Here is a 19,556-nt window from a genome sequence, read left to right on the forward strand (position 1 = left end):
CGCGGACCTACTTCTTCTTGTCCGCGGACGCGTCGGTGGACAGGGCAGCGACGAACGCCTCCTGTGGCACGTCGACACGACCGATGGTCTTCATCCGCTTCTTGCCGGCCTTCTGCTTCTCGAGCAGTTTGCGCTTACGGCTGATGTCACCGCCGTAGCACTTCGCCAGGACGTCCTTGCGGATCGCACGAATGTTCTCGCGCGCGATGATCTTCGACCCGATCGCCGCCTGGATCGGGATCTCGTACTGCTGGCGCGGGATCAGGTCCTTGAGTCGGGTGGTCATCTTGTTGCCGTAGGCACCGGCCGCGTCGGCGTGCACGATGGCCGAGAACGCGTCGACGGCCTCGCCCTGCAGCAGGATGTCCACCTTCACCAGGTTGGCCGACTCCTCGCCGATCTCCTCGTAGTCGAGGCTCGCGTATCCGCGGGTGCGCGACTTGAGGATGTCGAAGAAGTCGAAGATGATCTCGGCCATCGGGATGGTGTAGCGCAGCTCGACGCGGGTCTCCGACAGGTAGTCCATGCCGCCGAGCTCACCGCGGCGGCTCTGGCACAGCTCCATGATGGACCCGATGAACTCGCTCGGCGAGATGATGGTGCACTTGACCATCGGCTCGAACACCGCGCGCGCCTTGCCTTCCGGCCAGTACGACGGGTTGGTGACGATGTGCTCGGCGCCGTCGTTCATCTCCACCCGGTACACGACGTTGGGCGAGGTCGAGATCAGGTCGAGCCCGAACTCGCGCTCGAGGCGCTCGCGGGTGATCTCCATGTGCAGCAGACCGAGGAATCCGCAGCGGAACCCGAACCCGAGAGCGACGGACGTCTCCGGTTCGTAGGTGAGGGCGGCGTCGTTGAGCTGCAACTTCTCGAGGGCGTCGCGCAGATCGGGGTAATCGGACCCGTCCACCGGGTAGAGACCCGAGTAGACCATCGGCCGTGGCTCGCGGTATCCGGTGAGCGCTTCGGTCGCGCCGTTGCGGGCGCTGGTGACGGTGTCTCCCACCTTCGACTGACGCACGTCCTTGACGCCGGTGATGAGATAGCCCACCTCACCGACGCCGAGGCCCTTCGTCGCCTTGGGGTCCGGCGAGACGATGCCCACCTCGACGAGCTCGTGCGTCGAACCGGTCGACATCATGGTGACCTTCTCGCGCGGCAGGATCTTGCCGTCCACCACGCGCACGTACGTCACCACGCCGCGGTACGCGTCGTAGACGGAGTCGAAGATCATGGCGCGTGCGGGGCCGTCGGCGTCGCCGACCGGCGCGGGCACCAGACGGACCACCTCGTCGAGTAATGCCTCGACGCCCATGCCGGTCTTGCCCGAGACGCGCAGCACGTCGTCCGCCTCGCAGCCGACGATGTGGGCGATCTCCGCGGCGTAGCGGTCGGGGTCGGCCGCGGGCAGGTCGATCTTGTTCAGCACCGGAATGATCGTCAGATCCTTCTCGAGTGCCAGGTAGAGGTTCGCGAGCGTCTGCGCCTCGATGCCCTGTGCAGCGTCGACGAGGAGCACGGCACCCTCGCATGCCTCGAGTGCACGCGACACCTCGTAGGTGAAGTCGACGTGCCCGGGGGTGTCGATCAGGTGCAGGACATGCTCGGTGTCCCCCACCTTCCACGGCAGGCGGACGTTCTGCGCCTTGATGGTGATGCCGCGCTCACGCTCGATGTCCATGCGATCGAGGTACTGCGCGCGCATCGACCGGTCGTCGATGACACCGGTGAGCTGCAGCATGCGGTCGGCCAGCGTCGACTTGCCATGGTCGATGTGGGCGATGATGCAGAAGTTACGGATCCTGGTGGGATCCGTGAACGTCGTGTCCGCAAAATTGGTGATGGGGTACTCCTGACGAGACGGCCGTGGTGACGTACAGAATATCTGCACGTCACCACGGCCGGGGTCCCGGGCAGGCCGGAGGCCGGTCGTGCAGGTGGGGCGGGCAGGCCGGAGGGGTCAGGCGGGGGCCGTGGTGGTGGCCGCTCCGGCACCCGCGAGGGTGCTCTCGAATGCCGGTACGAGCGAGTCGAGCAGGTACGGCAGGCTCAGCGGCGAGGTGAAGTAGATGGCGCCGGCCGTGATCGCGTCGGTGAAGACGAGCCTGTTCTCCCGCACCTCCTGCAACGACGAGTACACCGGGTCGGCCTCGAGGGTCGCGCGGTCCTCCGGGGACTCGGTGGCCCAGAGCAGCACGTCGGCGGTGTCGAGCACGGAGAGGTTCTCCAACGGGATGTACGCCTGGGCGTCCTCCTCCTGGACGAAGGCGTCGAGCTCGGACGGGATCTCGAACCCGAGCGAGGTGAGGAAGTCGGTGCTCAGACCGTCCTGATAGGCGATGGCGTTGCCGTCGTAGATCGCGTTCTGCAGGAGGACGGCCTTCTTCCCCGCGAACTCGGGGTGGGCCTCGGCGGCCTCTCGGTACCGGGTGCGGACGTTCTCGACGAGCGCCTCCGCCTCGTCGGGCTTGCCGAGCGCGGCTCCGATGGTGCGGGTCTGCTGATCCCACGGCTCGAAGTAGGGGGAATCGACGTCGCTGTGGGCGATGGTCGGGGCGATGGCGCTCAACCGGGTGTAGTCGTCCTGCGTCATGCCGGCGTTGGTGCCGATGATGAGGTCGGGTTCGAGGGCGGTGACCTTCTCGAACTGGATGCCGTCGTCCTGGGTGAGCACCTCGGGCCGGGCGTCACCCAGCAGATCGTGAGCCCAGGGCCACGTCGCGTCCGGCTGCTCTCCGTACCACTCCGTGACACCGACGGGAACGACGCCGAGAGCCAGCAGGGTGTCCTGCTCGGTCAGTCCGACCGAGACCACACGCTGCGGATCGGCCGGCACGACGGTCTCGCCGTAGGCGTGAGTCACGGTCACCGACCCCTCGGTCGATCCGCTCTCGGTGTCGGACGAGCACGCCGACACCAGCGCCAGGACACTCAGTCCGACGGCCACCACCGTGCGGTAACCCACACGTCCGACACTTCCACGCCTCACGACAACCCTCTTTCACATCGGGAATCTCCCGAAATCGGACTTAGGGTAGCCGAACCTCACTCACGGGTGGTGAGCTACGTCCTCGGGTCTCGGTAGCCTGGTCGGCATGGCAACTCTGGCGTCGATCGGCAAGAAACTGGGACGACTCGCAGTGGCGGAAGGCCCGCGCCTGTTCCGGCAGCTGCAGCGGTCCGGCGCCCTCGACAAGGTGACGCAGTCGTTGGGTTCACGCATCGGCGCGTCCGGTGCCGGTGGCACGTCACCCACCGGAGCACCGTCGGGACGGCCCGTGACGTCGACCTCGGTTCCCACCGCCATGCGCGCACGGCGCATCGAGTACTCCCCCGCGCTGGACGGCGCCGCGGATCCGGGCGAGGTCGTGTGGACGTGGGTGGCCTACGAGGAGGATCCGTCGCAGGGCAAGGATCGACCGGTGCTCGTGGTCGGCCGCGACGGTTCCACTCTGCTCGGCCTCATGCTCTCGAGTCAGAGCAAGCACGACGGCGACCGCGACTGGCTCGGCCTCGGCGGCGGGCCGTGGGACGCGCAGGGACGCCCGAGTTGGGTCCGTCTCGACCGCGTGCTCGACGTTCCCGAGGGCGGGATCCGACGAGAGGGAGCCGTCCTCCCCCGTGATCGTTTCGACCTTGTGGCACAGCGCCTGCGCTCCGACTTCTCCTGGCACTGAACTCGGATCACAGTCGATCGACGGCGTTCTTGGCCTCGAGCAGCGACAACCCGGTCCGCTCGCGGAGTAATTTGATCGCGGCGATCGCCTGTCCCTCGTTCTTCAGTGCCGTGAGGCGTGGAACGAGGTCGTCCCACCGCGCCGGGCCCGGCGTGAGGGACTCACCGCGTTCGAGGGACTCGACCGCCACCTTCGCGTCGCGCAGTCCGGCTCCAGTTCGTTCCCGATAGACCTTGATCGCCTGAATCTTCTTGTCGGCGGCCAGCAGTCGATGAATCTCGGCGCGAGCACCGTCGTCCAACCCGACCGTTCCGACCTCGCCGGAGGTAGTGGGCCTGCCGGATGCGGCGCGTCCGAGAAGTCGGAACGCGAGAACGGCGGCGACGAGAACGACCAGGGCGACGAGGAACCATCCGGAGGCCGACATAATCTCCGGTGAATCACCTCCGCCCGGACGCCGCGAGGGTCGTCAGCTCCGGCCGACTCTGGCGCACATCCATGCCGCGGTGCTACCGTCTCTGTGCGGATGTTATTTCCGCCCCATTCTTCCCCATTCTCACGGGCGCCACATCCTGCGTCACATTCCTTCGAACCATCCGCACTGGTAGTGCGTTCACTGTGACCCTCACGCATTCCCCGGACTCCCTCGACATCGTCAGCGGAGCCCTGTCCCATCTCTCCCATCGCGCCCGGACACTCGACACCGGTCCGCTCGAAGAGCCTGCGCTGCACATCTTCTCGCACCTGGCGGCGCCTCCGGATGCGGTGATCTCGCATCGCCGCTCACTCCCCGCCTATCAGGCCGCGACCCTCGTCCTCGCCGTCGAGGCCTATGCCGATGACCGCCCGGAGGAGTCGACTTCATCTGCGGCACAACGGTGGTCGTCGGTTCGTGGCCACGAGCGGTACCACGACGATCTCGTCGCCATGCTGAGTTCCTGCCGTCGCGGTGGCAGTTGTCGCGGCGCACCGGTCGAGTACCGGTCGGTGGACGTCGGTCCCGCGTCGACGATGTCCGTCCCGGTGTTCGGGTTGCTCGACACCCACTCTCCCGGCGGTATTCCCGTGGCGGTCGCGCTCCACATTCCCGACCCGGCCCACCAGGCCCCACTCCAGATCGAGGTGCTGTCCGGCGATCGAGACGCCGGTGCGAGCACGCTGGACGCCCTCCTCTCGCTCATGACCGACCACGACGTCATGCGCGGGCAGGTCCTGACCCTGGGAGGGAGCGGTGGACGCGGCAACGGCCTCGTGAGGTTCATGGCGAGGCCCACCGTCGCGGGCGAGGACTTGATCCTTCCCGACGGCACCCTCGAGGCGATGACTCGCCATCTCGTCACCGTCGGGTCCTCCGCGGCGCGGCTCCGCGAGGCCGGCCAGCATGTGGGCCGCGGACTACTGCTGTACGGACCGCCCGGAACCGGCAAGACCCACACCGTCCGTCACCTGCTGGGACTGGTGCCGATGAGCACGGTGATCGTACTTACCGGGTCCGCGATGCGGCACATCGCCGAGGCCACCACCCTTGCACGCCGCCTGAGCCCGTCGGTCGTGGTGGTCGAGGACGTCGATCTCATCGCCCGGGAGCGCGAGGAAACGGGTGTGAACTCGCTCCTGTTCGCCTTGCTCGACGCGATGGACGGCATGGACGGCGACGCGGACGTCACGTTCGTCCTGACCACCAACAGACCGGACTCCATCGAGCGAGCGGTCCGGGACCGGCCCGGCCGTATCGACCTCGCGGTCGAGATCCCGTTGCCCGACACCCGCGGTCGCGAACGGTTGGCACGGCTCTACCTGTCGGCCGTGAACGTGGCAGCCGATCTCACACCGCTGGTGGAGGCGACCGAGGGTGGAACCGCCTCGTACGTCCGAGAACTCGTGCGCCGCACCGTGGTGGCCGCGATCGAACGCGACGACCATGGCGCCGACGGGCACCCGACGGTGATCACCGACGACGACGTCGCCGCGGTGCTCACCGCCTGCGTGGACGAGCGTCAGAGACTGACGCGCTCGCTGTTGGGCGGATCCGGCGTCAGGCCAGCCGGGTGATCTCCACGACGACGTCCAGTTCCGTGGACCCGCCACCGGAGAAGATTCCCTTGAGGGGTGGCACGTCGGCGTAGTCGCGTCCGATACCCACCGAGACGTGCTGTTCGTTCACCGGCACACCGTTGGTCGGGTCGTAGCCCCACCACGATCCGGTCCACGCCTCGATCCATGCGTGTGACTGACCCTCGACCGAGTCACCCACCACCGCTTCGGCATTCGGGTGCAGGTAGCCCGAGACGTAGCGGGCAGGAATGCCGATACTGCGGAGCAACACCAGCGTGAGGTGTGCGTAGTCCTGGCAGACGCCCTTCTTCTCGGCCCACGCCTCCACCGCGGACGTGTGCACCCCGGTGGTGCCGGGAACGTAGGACATCTCCTGGTTCACCCAGTCGCAGACGGCCACCACGGCGTCGTACGGCCCCAGATCCTTCGCCAACTTCTTCGCGACGGACGTCAGCTGACGGTTCCGAGGGACGTAGGTGCTGTGGCCGAGCAGCTCGTTGAACCTGTCCACCACGGGGTCTGCGGCCAGGTCCTCCCAGTCGAGGGTCTCCTCCGGCGGGACGAACGCGTCCGTCTCGACGACGGAGGACCCGGCCACCTCGAGGGACGTGTGTGGAGCGTGCAGATCGAACGCCGTGACCGCGGTGCCCCAGTAGTCGGTGTACCGGTACGACCTCGTCGCCGGATCGGTCTCGACGCGGTTCAGAATGACGTTCTGCCGGGTGTCGCTCCGCGGCGTCAGTCGCGCCTCGTTGTACGAGGACGTGACCGGTGCGTCGTAGTTGTACCCCGTGGTGTGCACGACGCGCATCCGCCAGCTCACAGTTCACCCTCCAATTGTGCTTCGTCCGTTCGGCTTCCGGCGTCCGTCCAGGCGACCCAGGGCGCTGCGTGGAAGTACTGCTTGGAGATCGCCTCACCCACCTCGCGGCAGGTCTCCTGCAACGACATCAGACGGTCCTGCAGGTCCTCCAGCAGAACACCCGGCTGCAGGAACTCGAGTTCACTGCGAGCGCGGCCGAGAAGTCGCTGCGCCTCGGCACGGGATCCGACGCGCATGTCGGGGTGATGGTCGAGGCTGTCGAGCGAGTGTTCGGCCTCGCTCAGTGCGTAGAACACCGAGCGCGGGAACAGCCGGTCGAGGAGCATGAACTCCAGGACGCGTTGAGCGTCGAGAGCGCCACGGTAGGTACGCAGATACGTGTCGTGTGCACCGGCCGACCGCAGCACCGTGACCCACGCCGGCGACGACGGTCGGTCGCCGGCACGGGCGAGCAGCAGGCGGACGGTCATGTCGATGCGTTCCACGGAGCGACCGAGCAACAGGAACCGGTAGCCGTCGTCGCGGCTGAGCGTCGAGTCGGCGAGGCCGGCGAACATCGCTGCGCGCTCCTCGATGAACCCCAGGAACTCGTGGGGGCCCAGACGCTTCGACGCTCGAATGCGTTCACCCAGTGCGTTGTACGTCGTGTTGAGACATTCCCACATCTCGCTCGAGGTGACCTCGCGTGCGCCGCGAGCGTTCTCGCGGGCGCTCGACAACGAGTCGACGATGGAGCCGTTGCCCTCGCGGGAGAACGCGACGAGTTCCGTCAGCGACCACACGTCCAGGCGCTCGTCGGGAAGCTCGAATCCCAACACTCGCAGCAAGACTCGGGAGGTGTGGTCGGGATCGACGGTCGCGTCCTCGAGCAGCTGGTGCACCGTGACGTCGAGGATGCGCGCGGTGTCGTCGGCGCGTTCGACGTAGCGGCCGATCCAGTACAGCGATTCGGCGTTACGAGCCAACATCAGCGGGCACCGTCCTTCGGGGAGTGGGTCAGCTGTTGCTGCTGCTGTTGGATCTGCTGGCTGTTGAGCTCGGGGCCCTGCTCCGCGGTGGGTGACGACGGGGGTTCGGATACGATCTCCGCCCCGCCGAGCTCACGCTCGTCCTCCTTGGTGGCGCGGCCGGCCAGCACCCACGTGTCCTTGCTGCCGCCGCCCTGGCTCGAGTTGACCACCAGGGACCCTTCGGGCAACGCCACTCGGGTCAGTCCGCCGGGCAGCACCCACACGTCGTCACCGTCGTTCACGGCGAACGGCCGCAGGTCGACGTGCCGCGGTGCGAGCTGGTCACCGATCTTGGTGGGCACCGTCGACAGCTGCACCACCGGCTGCGCGATCCATCCGCGCGGATCGGCCCGGATCTTCTTGCTGATCGTGGCCAGTTCCTTGGGCGACGCGTCCGGACCGAACACGATGCCGTATCCGCCGGAGCCCTCGACGGGCTTGATCACCAGTTCGTCGACACGGTCGAGCACCTCCTCGCACTCGTCCGGCAGCCAGCACCGGTACGTGTCGACATTGGCCAGGAGCGGCTTCTCGCCGAGGTAGTACTCGATGATGGTCGGCACGTACGTGTAGGTGAGCTTGTCGTCGCCGACACCGTTGCCGATGGCGCTGGAGATGACGACGTTGCCGGCACGTGCGGCGTTGACCAGTCCGGCCACACCGAGAACGGAGTCGGGTCGGAACTGCATGGGGTCGAGGTAGTCGTCGTCGATGCGGCGGTAGATCACGTCGACCTGGCGCTCGCCCTCGGTGGTGCGCATGTAGACGACGTTGTCGCGGCAGAAGAGGTCGCGGCCCTCGACCAGCTCGACGCCCATCAGCCGGGCGAGGAGGGAGTGCTCGAAGTACGCAGAGTTCGCGACGCCGGGTGTGAGAACGACGACGGTGGGGTCCGCCTCGTTGATCGCGGCAGCGGCACGCAGGGCGCGCAGCAGGTGCGTGGCGTAGTCACCGACCGCACGCACCCGGTGGCTGGCGAACAGGTCGGGGAACACGCGCGCCATGGTGCGGCGGTTCTCCATCACGTACGAGACCCCCGACGGCGAGCGCAGGTTGTCCTCGAGGACACGGAACGTGCCCTCGGCGTCCCGGATCAGGTCGATACCGGCGACGTGGATGCGCACACCATTGGGCGGCACGATGCCGAACGCCTCGCGGTGGAAGTGTTCGCACGACGTCACCAGAGATTTCGGGACCACGCCGTCACGCAGGATCTCCTGCTCCCCGTAGATGTCCGCCAGGAAGAACTCGAGTGCCTTGACCCGCTGCTTGATCCCGCGCTCGAGCTTGTTCCACTCGGACGCCGCGATGACCCGCGGCACCTGGTCGAGAGGGAACGGACGCTCCTGCCCCTCGAGAGCGAACGTGATGCCCTGATCGACGAAGGCGCGGCCGAGGGCGTCCGAGCGGGCGTCCAGTTCCGCGGCGTCCGACGGCGCGAGCGCCTTGTGGATTCCCTTGTACGGTCCACGCAGCCCGCCGTCGCCGTCGAACATCTCGTCGAACGCCAGTCCGTACTTCCCGATGTCCCGGTAACCGTCGAAGACGCTCGGCCCGGACGAGGACTGCGACTGCGAACGGCTCTTCTTCGCCTGTGGTGCAGCGCTTGATCGGGGACTCATGGTCGCCATGCTGCCTCACAGGTACCCCTGGAGCACGGTGGACACGTTAATTCCATGCAACCTCACGAGTCACGTGCACACCGACTCCCTGCAGCGAGATCACCGAATTGGGTTACCGGACCGACGCTGGTAGTCTCGTACGTCGGACGTGGGCACGCTCGTGCGCACCCACCGTCACCAGCTTTCACAAGCACTGCACGTACGGCTCGAGAGTGTTCCCCGGAGTCAGCCGTCCCGGACCGAGAAGAGACGAAGGATAACTACGCGTGGCCAACATCAAGTCCCAGGTGAAGCGAATCGCTACCAACGAGCGTCAGCGCCTGCGCAACCAGTCGGTGAAGTCGTCGCTCCGCACCGTGATTCGCTCCTTCCGTGAGGCGACCGAAGCCGGCGACAAGGCCAAGGCCGAGGAGATCCTGCTGACTGCGAGCCGCAAGCTCGACAAGGCAGCCAGCAAGGGCGTCATCCACAAGAACCAGGCTGCCAACAAGAAGTCGGCACTGTCGCTGGCCTTCAACAAGCTCTGATCTCTCCCGAGCCCTCGCGGCTCCTCTCGAGAGTCCCTGTGCAGTTCTTCTCGAGAGTTCCTGTGCAGTAGCTTGTCAGCACTACGCCCCGGGCGAGCACGATGCCCGGGGCGTAGTCGTGTGCCCGGGCGGCGCTGTCAGCGCGAACTCAGCCCCGCCACCACGTTCACGGCGCGTTCCACCGCGTAGTCCGCATCGGCGGCCTGGCCCTTGACGTCCGCGTTGAGCGCGGCCACCACCTGCAGTGCCTCGGCGATGCGCTGCGGATCCCACATGCGGGCCTGCGCCTGCGCCTTCTTGATCTTCCACGGCGGCATCCCCAGTTCGGACGCCATCCGGAACGGATCGCCGCGGCCCGCCGAACCGACCCGCGCCACCGTGTGGACGGCCTCGGCCAGTGCGTCCGCGAGCAGCACGTGCGGTGTGCCGCCCAACATCGCCCACCGCAGTGCCTCGAGGGCGCCGGCACGGTCACCCGACACGGCCTTGTCGGCGATGTCGAAGCCCGTGACCTCCGCACGGCCCGAGTAATAGCGGCGGACCGCCGCGACATCGACCTTCCCCGCCGTGTCCGACACCAGTTGCGAGCACGCGGCGGCCAGTTCGCGGAGATCGGACCCCACCGCGTCGACGAGCGCGGCGATGGCATCGGGAGCGACGCGTGTCTCCGAGTGGGAGCGGAACTCGGCCCGCACGAAGTCGACGCGCTCCGACGCCTTGGACAGCTTCGCGCACTCGTGGACCACGGCACCGGACTTCTGCAGCGCCCCCACCATGGCCTTGGCCCGGCCTCCACCGGAGTGCAGAACGACCAGGACCACACCGTCCACCGGCGTCGCCGCGGCGTCGAGAACCAGCGTCATCGCGTCCTTACCGGCCTCCGCGGCCGCCTCGAAGACGACCACGCGATCCTCGGCGAAGAGGGAGGGGCTGAGCAGTTCCGCGAGCTCGGCGACCGTCGTGTCCCCCGCCCGCAGACGGTCGACCGGCACCTCTGCCCCGGCCCCCACCGTTGCCGCGCGCATCGCGGCCACGATGGACGACACCGCACGCTCGACGAGGAGCTCCTCGTCGCCCAGGACGAGGTGCAGGGGCTCGGGACGGGTGCTGCTCGCTGTCGAACTCACCGGTCGATGGTGCCACGGTGGGCCGACAGCCACCGACGCCGGACCAGCACCGCCGCGCCCGCCGCGACGAGGACACATCCCCCGACGACGGCGGCGCCCCGAGGCCCGGTCGGAGTGAGCACCGTCGCACCGGGAGCGTCCGCCGTGTACGCGGCCACGGCCAGCAACCACCGCAGCGGCACCCACGCCACCCCGGCGACGACGGCCCCGGCCTCCACGCTCACGACGGCCACCACGGCCGCCAGCGCGCCGATCACGGTGACCGGCCCGACGACGGGTGCGGCGAGAACGTTCGCCGCCACCGAGTAGACGGAGAACGTTCCGGCCATGGCGGCGACCAGCGGTGCGGTCACCAGGTGCGCCGCCAGCGCCACGGCCACGGCGTCCAACACCGGACGTCGGCGACCGGGCGGTGCGTCGGCGCGGCTCACCATCGCCGTCAGCACCGGGGCGAGCAGCACGAGAGCGACCGTCGCGGTCACCGACAGCGCGAACCCCCACGACACCGCCAGTCCCGGATCGACGGCCAGCAGCACCAGCACCGCGGTGCACAGGGCCGGCATCACATGGCGACGGCGGCCGGTCATCACTGCCAGCAGACCCAGCACACCCATGACCGCCGCACGCAGGACGCTGGGTGACGGTCTCGCCACCACGACGAACGCGACGAGGACGATTCCCGCGAGCGCCGCGGTGGTTCGAGGCCCGGCCGAGAGCAGCCGAGAGCCGAGGACGACACACCCGATGACGAAAGAAAAATTGGCGCCCGAGACAGCCGTCAAGTGGGACATTCCGGCCGCCGTGAACGAGTCCTGGACGGAGACGTCGAGTCCCGACCTGTCACCCACCACCATCCCGGGGAGCAGCCCCGCCTCCTCACGTGGCAGAGCGATGGCAGCGGCCTCCGCGAGAGCACGTCGCACCACGCCCGACCACCGGAGCAGGGCCGGCGCGCTCCCCACCTCGGGTGGCCCGGTGGCACGTGCGACGGCATCCACCGCGCCCACACGATCGGGAGCCGCGAGCCGCGCCCGGAACGTCACCGACACACCCGGTTCCAGTGCCCGCCACGGATCCGGGGGCGCGAACACGGTGATCCGGGCCGACCCATCGACGACGGTGCCGCGCAGCGTCACTCGGCTCGCTCGTATCGGCACGAGCACCTGATCCGCGAACGAGCCCGTGATCGGACGTGGATCGTCCGTGACGACGCCCTCGACCGTCGCGTACGCACCGCGCAGCGCGCCCTCGCGGACCGGGCCCGTCGTCACCTCGTGCATCCGCAGGGACGACATCGCCGCGAACGCCGCGGTGACGCAGCAGGCCGCCACGACGACGAGCATCACCACCGATCCCCAGCCGTGCCGACGCCGGCACCACCAGCCGACGACCGCCACGAGAACGCACACCGCGGCCAGCACTGCCGCGGGCCGCCACCCCGCGCCGACGGCCACCACGGTCGCAGCCCACGCCCCCACCGCACTCGGGACGAGCCGCAGATCCACGGCCGGTACGTCGGTCACACCGTGACCAGGGGCGTCAGCTTCTCGAGCCGAGCGGGGCCGACGCCGCTCACCTCGGACAGTTGATCGACGGACGTGAAGCCGCCGTTCTCGGTGCGCCACTGCACGATCGCGCCCGCGGTCACCGGACCGACACCGGGCAGGGCATCGAGCTCCGCCTCCGTCGCCTCGTTCAGCGACACCAGACCCGGGGCCTTCCCGCCGGCATCGGACGACCCCTCACCGGCCACGGACACGGGCGCCGGAGCGAGCGGTACCGACCCCGTCGTCGACCCCACCACCACCTGGTCACCGTCCGACACCTTCGCCGCCCAATTGAGCCCGAAGAGGTCCGCGTCGTCCCGGCGCCCACCCGCGGCCGCGACGACATCGGCGATGCGGGACTCGGCGGGAACGGTGACGAGTCCCGGGCGCATCACAGCGCCGAGCACGCTGACCACGACTCCCGCGGATTCCGGTGCCGACGTCGTCGGCGTCTCGGACTCGGTGATCAGAGGGGGAAGCGGCGGCACCGCGATGACCTGCGGAGAATCTCGCATCACCACTGCCCCCACGGCGCCCACGAGAAGGACGGCGGCCACGGCGAGGGCACGGACGCCGCGGGACCCCGGATCGATCCGGAAGCGCGAGCCGACGAGACCCGCGCGGCGATGCACCGCGTCGGACCGGCCGCCGTCGGGGTCGGCCGGCTCGTGAGCAGCGATCTCGGGTGCCATGCCCGCGACGGTAGGCCCGGGCCAGGACGAGACGAGCCGCCGCCGGGCTCACCTGTGGACGGCCACGACCCTGTGGATCAGATGCGGGCGGAGGCGCGCACGGCAGCGACGACGGACTCGGCCACGCGCACGTGTGCGTCCCAACCCCAGTGAATACCATCGGGATTCGCGTTCCCGGACACGATGTTCTCCTCGACGGCCGCCTTGAGGTCGACGAGCGGGAGATCGTGTCCCACCGCCCACGCCGTGGTCGCGCGCACCGCTGGTTCGCGGCCGGTGTGCACTCGTCCGTAGGCGTCGCATCGATGCACCGACGGGAGCGTCGCGATGACGGGTATCTCCGGACGCACTGCCGCGAGGGCGGCGCGGATCTGCTCGAGGTAGTCGACACTCAGTTGCGGCGGCAGGGCCACCGGACGGCCCAGGTGTGAGAGCCGCGGCTGCAGCCACCCGTAGGCGGCGCGCACACCGCGCCGCAGGATGGGCGGTCGGACGTAGCGGATCTGCTCCCGCAGGGCCGTCGGCAGAGGTGACGGCAACGAGTCCATCCCGCCGGTCGCGAGGACCACCGCCCCGGCACGCGGTATCGACGCCCACACACGGGGATCCTGGGTGAGTGCCCACCAGGCGTCGCGACAGGTCCAGCCGATGCGGCCGACGAGCTCGACGTCCCAGCCCAGTTCGCGCGCGACGAGGGTGGGCCAGATGCGGGGATGGTCGGCCGGCAGTCCGCCCTCGGGACCGTAGTACGCGAGCGAGTCCGCGAGGACGAGCAGGACCGGGCGATCCGCCTCGGACATCAGAGAACGTCACCCGCCACGGCGGCCGTCGCATTCCACACGTCCAGGCGCCAGGAGACGTCGTCCGTTCCGTGTCCGGCGACCTGCACCCAGCTGGCGTTGCCCAGTCCTCCGAGCACCGGCCACCGGTCGACCGGCAGATCGAGCAGTGCGGCCGTGAGCGCGGCGATGGTTCCACCGTGGGCGACCACGACGACGGGCGCCGTGGTCCACTCCGGGTCCTTCAGCAGCTCCTGGATCAGCGGCATCGAGCGCTCGGCGACGTCCACGCGCGACTCGCCGCCCGGCGGACGGAACTCGGCGTCGGCGCGCCACGATTCGCGGACGCCGGGTGAGACGTCGTCGACGTCGAGGTGCGTCAGCCCCTGCCAGTCACCGAGGTGCGTCTCCCGGAGCCGCTCGTCGAGCTCGACGGGAACACCCGTGGCCGTCGACAGCGCGGTCGCCGTGTCGTGTGCCCGTCGCAGATCGGACGAGACGATGCGATGCGGCTGCAGCAATGCCAACGCTCGAGCGGCGACCTCGGCCTGTGTGCGACCCAGCTCGGTCAGGTCGGTGTCGAGATGACCCTGCATGCGCGAGGCCGCGTTGTACTCGGTCTGACCGTGCCGGAGCAGCACCAGCCGACGAACGGACGTCACTCGTCCGGTTCGGTGACGCGATCGACACCGTGGTCGAGGGCGTCGTCGACACCGTGATCGTCGGTGCCGTACTGCGTCGAGGTGTCCGTGGCTCCGAGACCCTCGATCTCGAGGACCGGGCAGTCCTTCCACAGACGCTCGAGGGCGTAGAAGTGACGCTCGTCGTTGTGGAGCACGTGGACGACCACGTCGACGTAGTCGAGCAGTGCCCATCGGCCCTCGCGGGTGCCCTCACGACGAACGGGCTGACTGCCCGCCTCGCGGAGCTTCTCCTCGATGTTCTCGACGATGGCGTTGACCTGGCGCTCGTTGGGTGCCGACGCGATGACGAAGCAGTCGGTGATGACCAGCTGGTCGGAGACGTCGAGGGCCATGACGTCGGCGGCGAGCTTCTCGTCCGCCGCGAGTGCGGCGATGCTGGCGACCCTGATGGCCTCGGGTGTAGCGCTCACGTGGTGTTCTCTCCTGGTAGGGCTGATGCGGTGGTGGCGGAAGTGCCGGTGTGCTGGGGTGCGGGCTCGGAGACGGTCGCGATGCCGTCGTGACGCTCCTCCCCGGCGGGTCGATACAGGTCCCGCTTCGAGATGTACTGGACGACGCCGTCCGGCACGAGGTACCAGACGGGACGGTTCTCGGCGGCACGCCGTCGACATTCCGTGGACGAGATGGCCAGGGCCGGGATCTCCACGAGGGTCAGGACGTCCTTCGGCAACCGATCGAGGTACTCGGCCAGATGGTCGGCACCCAGTTCGTACCCGGGGCGGGACACGCCGACGAAGCGGGCCAGCTCGAACAGTTCCTGCCAGTTCTGCCAGCCGATGATGCTGCTGAGAGCATCGGCCCCGGTTATGAAGAACAACTGGTCACCGGGATGCTGGTCGGCGAGATCGCGAAGCGTGTCGACGGTGTACGTCGGCTTGGCACGGTCGAGGTCGACGCGGCTGACGGAGAAGCGAGGGTTCGACGCGGTGGCGACGACCGTCATGAGGTAGCGGTCCTCCGCCGGGCTCACCGTCCGGTCCTGCTTCTGCCAGGGCTGGCCGGTGGGAACGAAGACGACCTCGTCGAGCTGGAACCGGTCGGCGACCTCACTGGCGGCCACGAGGTGCCCGTGGTGAATGGGGTCGAACGTGCCACCCATGACGCCGAGACGTCGCGGGCGTCGGCCCTCGGGCGGCGTCGTCGGTTCCTGCACGAGTGACGACTCTACGTGGACCTGCCCCGAACAGAGGATTCGGCCGAACCGAGAGACGTCAGGATCCCGTGGGAAGGAGCCGCGACACGACCTCGGCCAGTTGCGCCGCCGACCGGCACTCGTGCATCGAGATCACCCGCCGATAGACGTCGGCGGCCGAGTCACCGGTCCCCCACTGCGCCTTCGGCTCGGGGTTGAGCCAGTGCGCGCGCCGGGCGACGGTGACCATGCGGGCGAGGGACTCGGTGCGCGGATCGCGGTAGTTGGTGCGGGCATCGCCCAGGATCAACAGCGACGCCCGAGGACCGATGGCATCGAGGTGATGCGCGGTGAAGGTCTCGAAGGAGTGGCCGTAGTCGGAATGGCCGTCGTAGGTGATCAGCTCCGACTCCGCGATCATGCGCGACATCGACTCGGCGAGCGACGCGCGTCCGGCCGAGGCGTCGAAGAACCGGGTCACCTCGTCGGCGGTGTCGATGAACGCGAAGACACGCACTCGGGAGAACTGTTCGCGCAACGTGTGCACGAGCAGCAGGGTGAACTGGCTGAAGCCGGCGACCGATCCCGAGACGTCGCAGAAGATCACCAGTTCGGGCCGCGCGGTGCGGGGCTTGCGGTTGACCAGGTCGATGGGGACGCCGCCCGTCGACAAGGACTTGCGCAGGGTGCGCCGCAGGTCGATCGACCCCGCTCGCGACCGCCGTCGACGGGCCGCCAGTCGGCTCGCCAGGAGCCGCGCCAACGGAGCGACGTTCTTGCGGAGGGCCGCCAGTTCCGACTCGGACGCGCGGAGGAAGTCGACGTCCTCGGCCAGGCGCGGGACGCCGTAGGACGCCACCCGTTCCTTGCCCAGCACCTCGGCGGTGCGGCGACGGGTCTCCTTCTCGATCATCGACCGGAACTCCGCGATGCGGACCGCGGCCGTCCGACGGGCCAGTTCGGACTCGAACTCGCCGGTCGTGGGTGCACCGGGACCGCTGGAGCGGCCGATCAGTCCGTCGAGAATCTTCGCCAGCAGCGTCGACGGCTCCACCGTGCGCAGCGTCTGGTACTCCGAGAACGACTCGCCGCGGCTGGAGCTGTACTTGCCGTAGGTCTCGACGATGTCGCCCACCAGGCGCTCGACCTGCGCCATGGCCTCCGCGGAACCGTCCGCGAGCAGCTCCGCCAGCACGTGTTTCAGAGCGTCGAGATCGACGGTGCCGTCCTCGGCGAGAGGCGGGCCGACCGTGTTCTCCTCGTCGGCGGTCCGCGCACCGATCGCGGCCGGGAACCACAGATCGAAGAGCGCGTCGAACGCTGGGCGATGGCCGGGTCGGCGCACCAGCGCGCACGCGAGACCCTCCCGCACCACCTCCCGATCGAGGATGTCGAGAACGGCCAGCACCGCGCCCGCGTCGACCGTCTCCGACGGGCCGACGTCGATACCGCGGCGACGCAGCGCCTCCACGAACCCCACCAGGTGTGCGGGGATGCCGGAGATGTCCACCGTCCCGGTCACGGGTCAGCCGAGTCGGAGTTCGGCGACGGCGCGGTCCTGATCGGAGCGGTGCTTGAGAATGACGCCGAGCGTCGACCGCACGGCCGTGTCGCTCACCTCGTCCATGCCCAGAGCCAGCAGGGTGCGGCCCCAGTCGATGGTCTCGGCGACCGACGGCAACTTCTGCAACTGCATGTCCCGCAACACCTGCACGATGCGCACCATCTGCTCGGCCATCGCCTCCGGCAGCTCCGGGACCCGGCTGGCCAGGATGCGCCGCTCCAGGTCGGCGTCCGGGAAGTCGAGATGCAGGAACAGGCAGCGACGCTTCAGCGCCTCCGACAACTCGCGTGTCGCGTTGGAGGTCAGCACCGTGAACGGCCGCCTGGTCGCCGAGATGGTGCCGAGCTCCGGCACGGTGATCGCGAAGTCGCTGAGCACCTCGAGGAGCAGGCCCTCGATCTCGATGTCCGCCTTGTCGGTCTCGTCGATCAGCAGCACGGTGGGATCCGATCGACGGATCGCCGTGAGCAGGGGCCGCGACAGCAAAAACTCCTCGGAGAACACGTCGTGGCGTGTCTCGTCCCACCCCGCGCCGGAACTCGACTGGATGCGCAGGATCTGCTTCGCGTGGTTCCACTCGTACAGTGCCCGCGCCTCGTCGACGCCCTCGTAGCACTGCAGGCGGACCAGTTCGGCTCCCGCGGCCTGCGAGACGGCGCGAGCCAGCTCCGTCTTGCCGACGCCTGCCGGGCCCTCGATGAGCAGCGGCTTGCCCAGACGATCGGCGAGGAACACCGCCGTGGCGGTCGCCTTGTCGGCGAGGTACCCCGTGGCGGCGAGGCGGGTCGCCACGTCGTCGACGTCGGAGAAGAACGGAACGATGTCGGAGTACGTCTGCGTCACGCCGGGCCTTTCGAATGGTTCGAGACAGTCGGTGATTCGAGTGTGGTGGAGCGGGTCAGGCCGGCCGAATGTGCCCGTCGCCCTGGACGATCCACTTGGTCGAGGTGAGTTCCCGCAGCCCCATGGGGCCGCGGGCGTGGAGCTTCTGGGTGGAGATGCCGATCTCGGCTCCGAAGCCGAACTGCTCACCGTCGGTGAACGCGGTGGAGGCGTTGACCATGACGGCCGCTGCGTCCACCCGAGCCGAGAACGCACGCGTGGCAGCGAGATCCGATGCCACGATCGCCTCGGTGTGTCCCGTGCCGTACCTGTCGATGTGCGCGACGGCGGCATCCAGGTCGTCGACGACGGCGAGGGCGATGTCGTCGGACAGGTACTCGTCGGCCCAGTCGTTCTCGGTGGCCGGAACGAGACCGGGAAGATCGCCGTGGACACGTACGCCGTTGTCCGACAACGCCTGCACCAGACGCGGCACCGCCACGTCGGCCACGGCGGCGTCGATCAGCACCGTCTCCGCGGCGTTGCACACGCTCACTCGACGTGTCTTCGCGTTGAGCAGGATGCGCTCGGCCATGTCGAGGTCCGCGGACGCGTGCACGTAGACGTGGCAGTTGCCGACACCGGTCTCGATGGTGGGCACCGTCGCGTCGCGCACCACCGCCGAGATGAGGCCGGCCCCACCGCGCGGGATGACGACGTCGACGAGTCCGCGAGCCCGGATGAGGTGCGTGACCGTCGCGCGATCCTCGCTGGACAGGAGTTGGACGGCGTCGGAGGGAAGGTCCAGCGCCGACAGGGCCGCCCGCAGAACGCCCACCAACGCGGCGTTCGATCGCGCGGCGGAGGACGACCCCCGCAGGAGGACGGCGTTGCCCGACTTCAGAGTGAGCCCGAACGCGTCGACCGTGACGTTGGGCCGGGCTTCGTAGATCATGCCGACGACGCCGAGCGGCACCGCGAGCTGCCGGATCTCGAGTCCGTTGGGCAGGGTCCGACCCTCGAGGAGCTCCCCCACGGGATCCGGCAGAGACGCCACCTGGCGCAGTCCGGCGGCGATGCCGTCGATGCGGTCAGGGGTCAACCGCAGTCGGTCGAGCTGCGAGGGCGGGGTGCCGGACGCCTCGGCGAGTGCGAGGTCCTCGCTGTTGGCGGCGAGGATCGCGTCGGCGGAGGCCAGGACGGCGTCCGCCGCGGCGTGCAGAGCGTCGTCCTTGCGCGCGGTCGTCAGCAGAGCGAGCGCGCGCGCGGCGACCCGAGCGCGGGCAGCAGCGGCGTGCACGTCCGCTTCGAGAGCATCGGGGGTGGACACCTCGGCGCTGGTGGTGGCAGTCACGCCGTCCAGGGTAGGTCACGCTCCCACCAGCCCGTACGCCCGAGCGCACCCGGGACGATCCGGCCGACGGGAATGATCGCCCGGCCCGATTGTTCGTTCATCCTGAGCGCTGTCGTCG

19 protein-coding genes are annotated in these 19,556 nt (G+C 68.9%); 3 read left to right on the plus strand and 16 right to left on the minus strand.

From position 1 onward, the window contains the following. Window positions 1-7 precede the first annotated feature (7 nt). Window positions 8-1,894, minus strand: coding sequence for a translation elongation factor 4 (gene lepA, locus HQ314_RS04360; protein WP_269320095.1), 1,887 nt, complete (start codon window positions 1,892-1,894; stop codon window positions 8-10). A 69-nt stretch (window positions 1,895-1,963) separates the two neighbouring features. Further along, window positions 1,964-2,968: an iron-siderophore ABC transporter substrate-binding protein gene (locus HQ314_RS04365; protein WP_051613348.1), complete on the minus strand. Its 1,005-nt coding sequence runs from the start codon at window positions 2,966-2,968 to the stop codon at window positions 1,964-1,966. A 130-nt stretch (window positions 2,969-3,098) separates the two neighbouring features. On the opposite strand from HQ314_RS04365, the gene HQ314_RS04370 reads away from it, so the two are divergent. Beyond that, a complete protein-coding gene (locus HQ314_RS04370) occupies window positions 3,099-3,680 on the plus strand; it encodes a type II toxin-antitoxin system PemK/MazF family toxin (protein ID WP_222631571.1) in 582 nt (193 codons plus the stop codon). Window positions 3,681-3,687: 7 nt separating this feature from the next. Here the strand turns inward: HQ314_RS04370 and HQ314_RS21630 are convergent, their stop codons facing one another. Further along, window positions 3,688-4,107 carry a hypothetical protein gene (locus tag HQ314_RS21630; protein ID WP_222649330.1) on the minus strand — a complete coding sequence of 140 codons (420 nt, stop codon included), beginning with the start codon at window positions 4,105-4,107 and terminating at the stop codon, window positions 3,688-3,690. 191 nt (window positions 4,108-4,298) lie between these two features. Between HQ314_RS21630 and HQ314_RS21635 the strand changes: the two genes are divergently transcribed. Beyond that, a complete protein-coding gene (locus HQ314_RS21635) occupies window positions 4,299-5,732 on the plus strand; it encodes an ATP-binding protein (RefSeq protein WP_222649331.1) in 1,434 nt (477 codons plus the stop codon). On the opposite strand, the gene HQ314_RS04385 is transcribed toward HQ314_RS21635, so the two are convergent. The 3 genes from HQ314_RS04385 to HQ314_RS04395 are packed head-to-tail and all read right to left on the minus strand — an operon-like array spanning window position 5,716 to window position 9,190. Continuing rightward, window positions 5,716-6,546 carry a transglutaminase family protein gene (locus HQ314_RS04385; RefSeq protein ID WP_222630380.1) on the minus strand — a complete coding sequence of 277 codons (831 nt, stop codon included), beginning with the start codon at window positions 6,544-6,546 and terminating at the stop codon, window positions 5,716-5,718. The two genes, HQ314_RS21635 and HQ314_RS04385, sit on opposite strands and share 17 nt — an antisense overlap. Window positions 6,547-6,554: 8 nt before the next feature. Further along, window positions 6,555-7,526 (minus strand): alpha-E domain-containing protein, encoded by a 972-nt coding sequence (locus tag HQ314_RS04390; protein WP_027505702.1) that lies wholly within the window; start codon window positions 7,524-7,526, stop codon window positions 6,555-6,557. Next, entirely contained in the window at window positions 7,526-9,190 is a 1,665-nt protein-coding gene (locus HQ314_RS04395) for a circularly permuted type 2 ATP-grasp protein (RefSeq protein ID WP_197027785.1), read from the minus strand. The genes HQ314_RS04390 and HQ314_RS04395 overlap by 1 nt, the downstream gene beginning before the upstream one ends. Before the next feature lie 266 nt (window positions 9,191-9,456). Between HQ314_RS04395 and rpsT the strand changes: the two genes are divergently transcribed. Continuing rightward, window positions 9,457-9,717 carry a 30S ribosomal protein S20 gene (gene rpsT / locus HQ314_RS04400; RefSeq protein ID WP_027505700.1) on the plus strand — a complete coding sequence of 87 codons (261 nt, stop codon included), beginning with the start codon at window positions 9,457-9,459 and terminating at the stop codon, window positions 9,715-9,717. A 137-nt stretch (window positions 9,718-9,854) separates the two neighbouring features. Here the strand turns inward: rpsT and holA are convergent, their stop codons facing one another. From holA to HQ314_RS04450, 10 genes are all read right to left on the minus strand, one after another. Further along, a complete protein-coding gene (gene holA, locus HQ314_RS04405; protein WP_027505699.1) occupies window positions 9,855-10,844 on the minus strand; it encodes a DNA polymerase III subunit delta in 990 nt (329 codons plus the stop codon). Then, complete coding sequence (locus HQ314_RS21640) at window positions 10,841-12,367, minus strand: ComEC/Rec2 family competence protein (protein ID WP_222649333.1); 1,527 nt, start codon at window positions 12,365-12,367, stop codon at window positions 10,841-10,843. The genes holA and HQ314_RS21640 overlap by 4 nt, the downstream gene beginning before the upstream one ends. After that, window positions 12,364-13,083, minus strand: coding sequence for a ComEA family DNA-binding protein (locus HQ314_RS04415; protein ID WP_222649334.1), 720 nt, complete (start codon window positions 13,081-13,083; stop codon window positions 12,364-12,366). The genes HQ314_RS21640 and HQ314_RS04415 overlap by 4 nt, the downstream gene beginning before the upstream one ends. Window positions 13,084-13,160: 77 nt before the next feature. Further along, window positions 13,161-13,883: a diglucosylglycerate octanoyltransferase gene (gene octT / locus HQ314_RS04420; protein WP_222649335.1), complete on the minus strand. Its 723-nt coding sequence runs from the start codon at window positions 13,881-13,883 to the stop codon at window positions 13,161-13,163. Then, window positions 13,883-14,524, minus strand: a complete 642-nt coding sequence (locus HQ314_RS04425; RefSeq protein ID WP_056445828.1) for a histidine phosphatase family protein — start codon at window positions 14,522-14,524, stop codon at window positions 13,883-13,885. The genes octT and HQ314_RS04425 overlap by 1 nt, the downstream gene beginning before the upstream one ends. Further along, entirely contained in the window at window positions 14,521-14,976 is a 456-nt protein-coding gene (gene rsfS / locus HQ314_RS04430) for a ribosome silencing factor (protein ID WP_051613344.1), read from the minus strand. The genes HQ314_RS04425 and rsfS overlap by 4 nt, the downstream gene beginning before the upstream one ends. Beyond that, on the minus strand, window positions 14,973-15,719 hold the full coding sequence (gene nadD / locus HQ314_RS04435) for a nicotinate-nucleotide adenylyltransferase (RefSeq protein WP_268788579.1): 747 nt from the start codon (window positions 15,717-15,719) through the stop codon (window positions 14,973-14,975). Before nadD ends, rsfS begins: the two co-directional genes overlap by 4 nt. A 58-nt stretch (window positions 15,720-15,777) precedes the next feature. Next, window positions 15,778-17,220 (minus strand): VWA domain-containing protein, encoded by a 1,443-nt coding sequence (locus HQ314_RS04440; RefSeq protein ID WP_222649336.1) that lies wholly within the window; start codon window positions 17,218-17,220, stop codon window positions 15,778-15,780. A gap of 3 nt (window positions 17,221-17,223) precedes the next feature. Further along, entirely contained in the window at window positions 17,224-18,105 is an 882-nt protein-coding gene (locus HQ314_RS04445; protein ID WP_027505693.1) for a MoxR family ATPase, read from the minus strand. A gap of 55 nt (window positions 18,106-18,160) precedes the next feature. After that, window positions 18,161-19,438, minus strand: coding sequence for a glutamate-5-semialdehyde dehydrogenase (locus tag HQ314_RS04450; RefSeq protein WP_222649337.1), 1,278 nt, complete (start codon window positions 19,436-19,438; stop codon window positions 18,161-18,163). Window positions 19,439-19,556 lie beyond the last annotated feature (118 nt).

Source organism: Rhodococcus sp. BP-332, assembly GCF_019836065.1.
Lineage (GTDB): Bacteria > Actinomycetota > Actinomycetes > Mycobacteriales > Mycobacteriaceae > Rhodococcoides.

Bases quoted from the DNA above. Each gene is read 5' to 3' on its own strand.
- HQ314_RS04370 (WP_222631571.1), top strand. From the start codon at position 3,099: ATGGCAACTCTGGCGTCGATCGGCAAGAAACTGGGACGACTCGCAGTG.
- HQ314_RS21630 (WP_222649330.1), bottom strand. From the start codon at position 4,107: ATGTCGGCCTCCGGATGGTTCCTCGTCGCCCTGGTCGTTCTCGTCGCC.
- HQ314_RS04385 (WP_222630380.1), bottom strand. From the start codon at position 6,546: ATGCGCGTCGTGCACACCACGGGGTACAACTACGACGCACCGGTCACG.
- HQ314_RS04390 (WP_027505702.1), bottom strand. From the start codon at position 7,526: ATGTTGGCTCGTAACGCCGAATCGCTGTACTGGATCGGCCGCTACGTC.
- HQ314_RS04395 (WP_197027785.1), bottom strand. From the start codon at position 9,190: ATGAGTCCCCGATCAAGCGCTGCACCACAGGCGAAGAAGAGCCGTTCG.
- HQ314_RS04415 (WP_222649334.1), bottom strand. From the start codon at position 13,083: ATGGCACCCGAGATCGCTGCTCACGAGCCGGCCGACCCCGACGGCGGC.
- octT (WP_222649335.1), bottom strand. From the start codon at position 13,883: ATGTCCGAGGCGGATCGCCCGGTCCTGCTCGTCCTCGCGGACTCGCTC.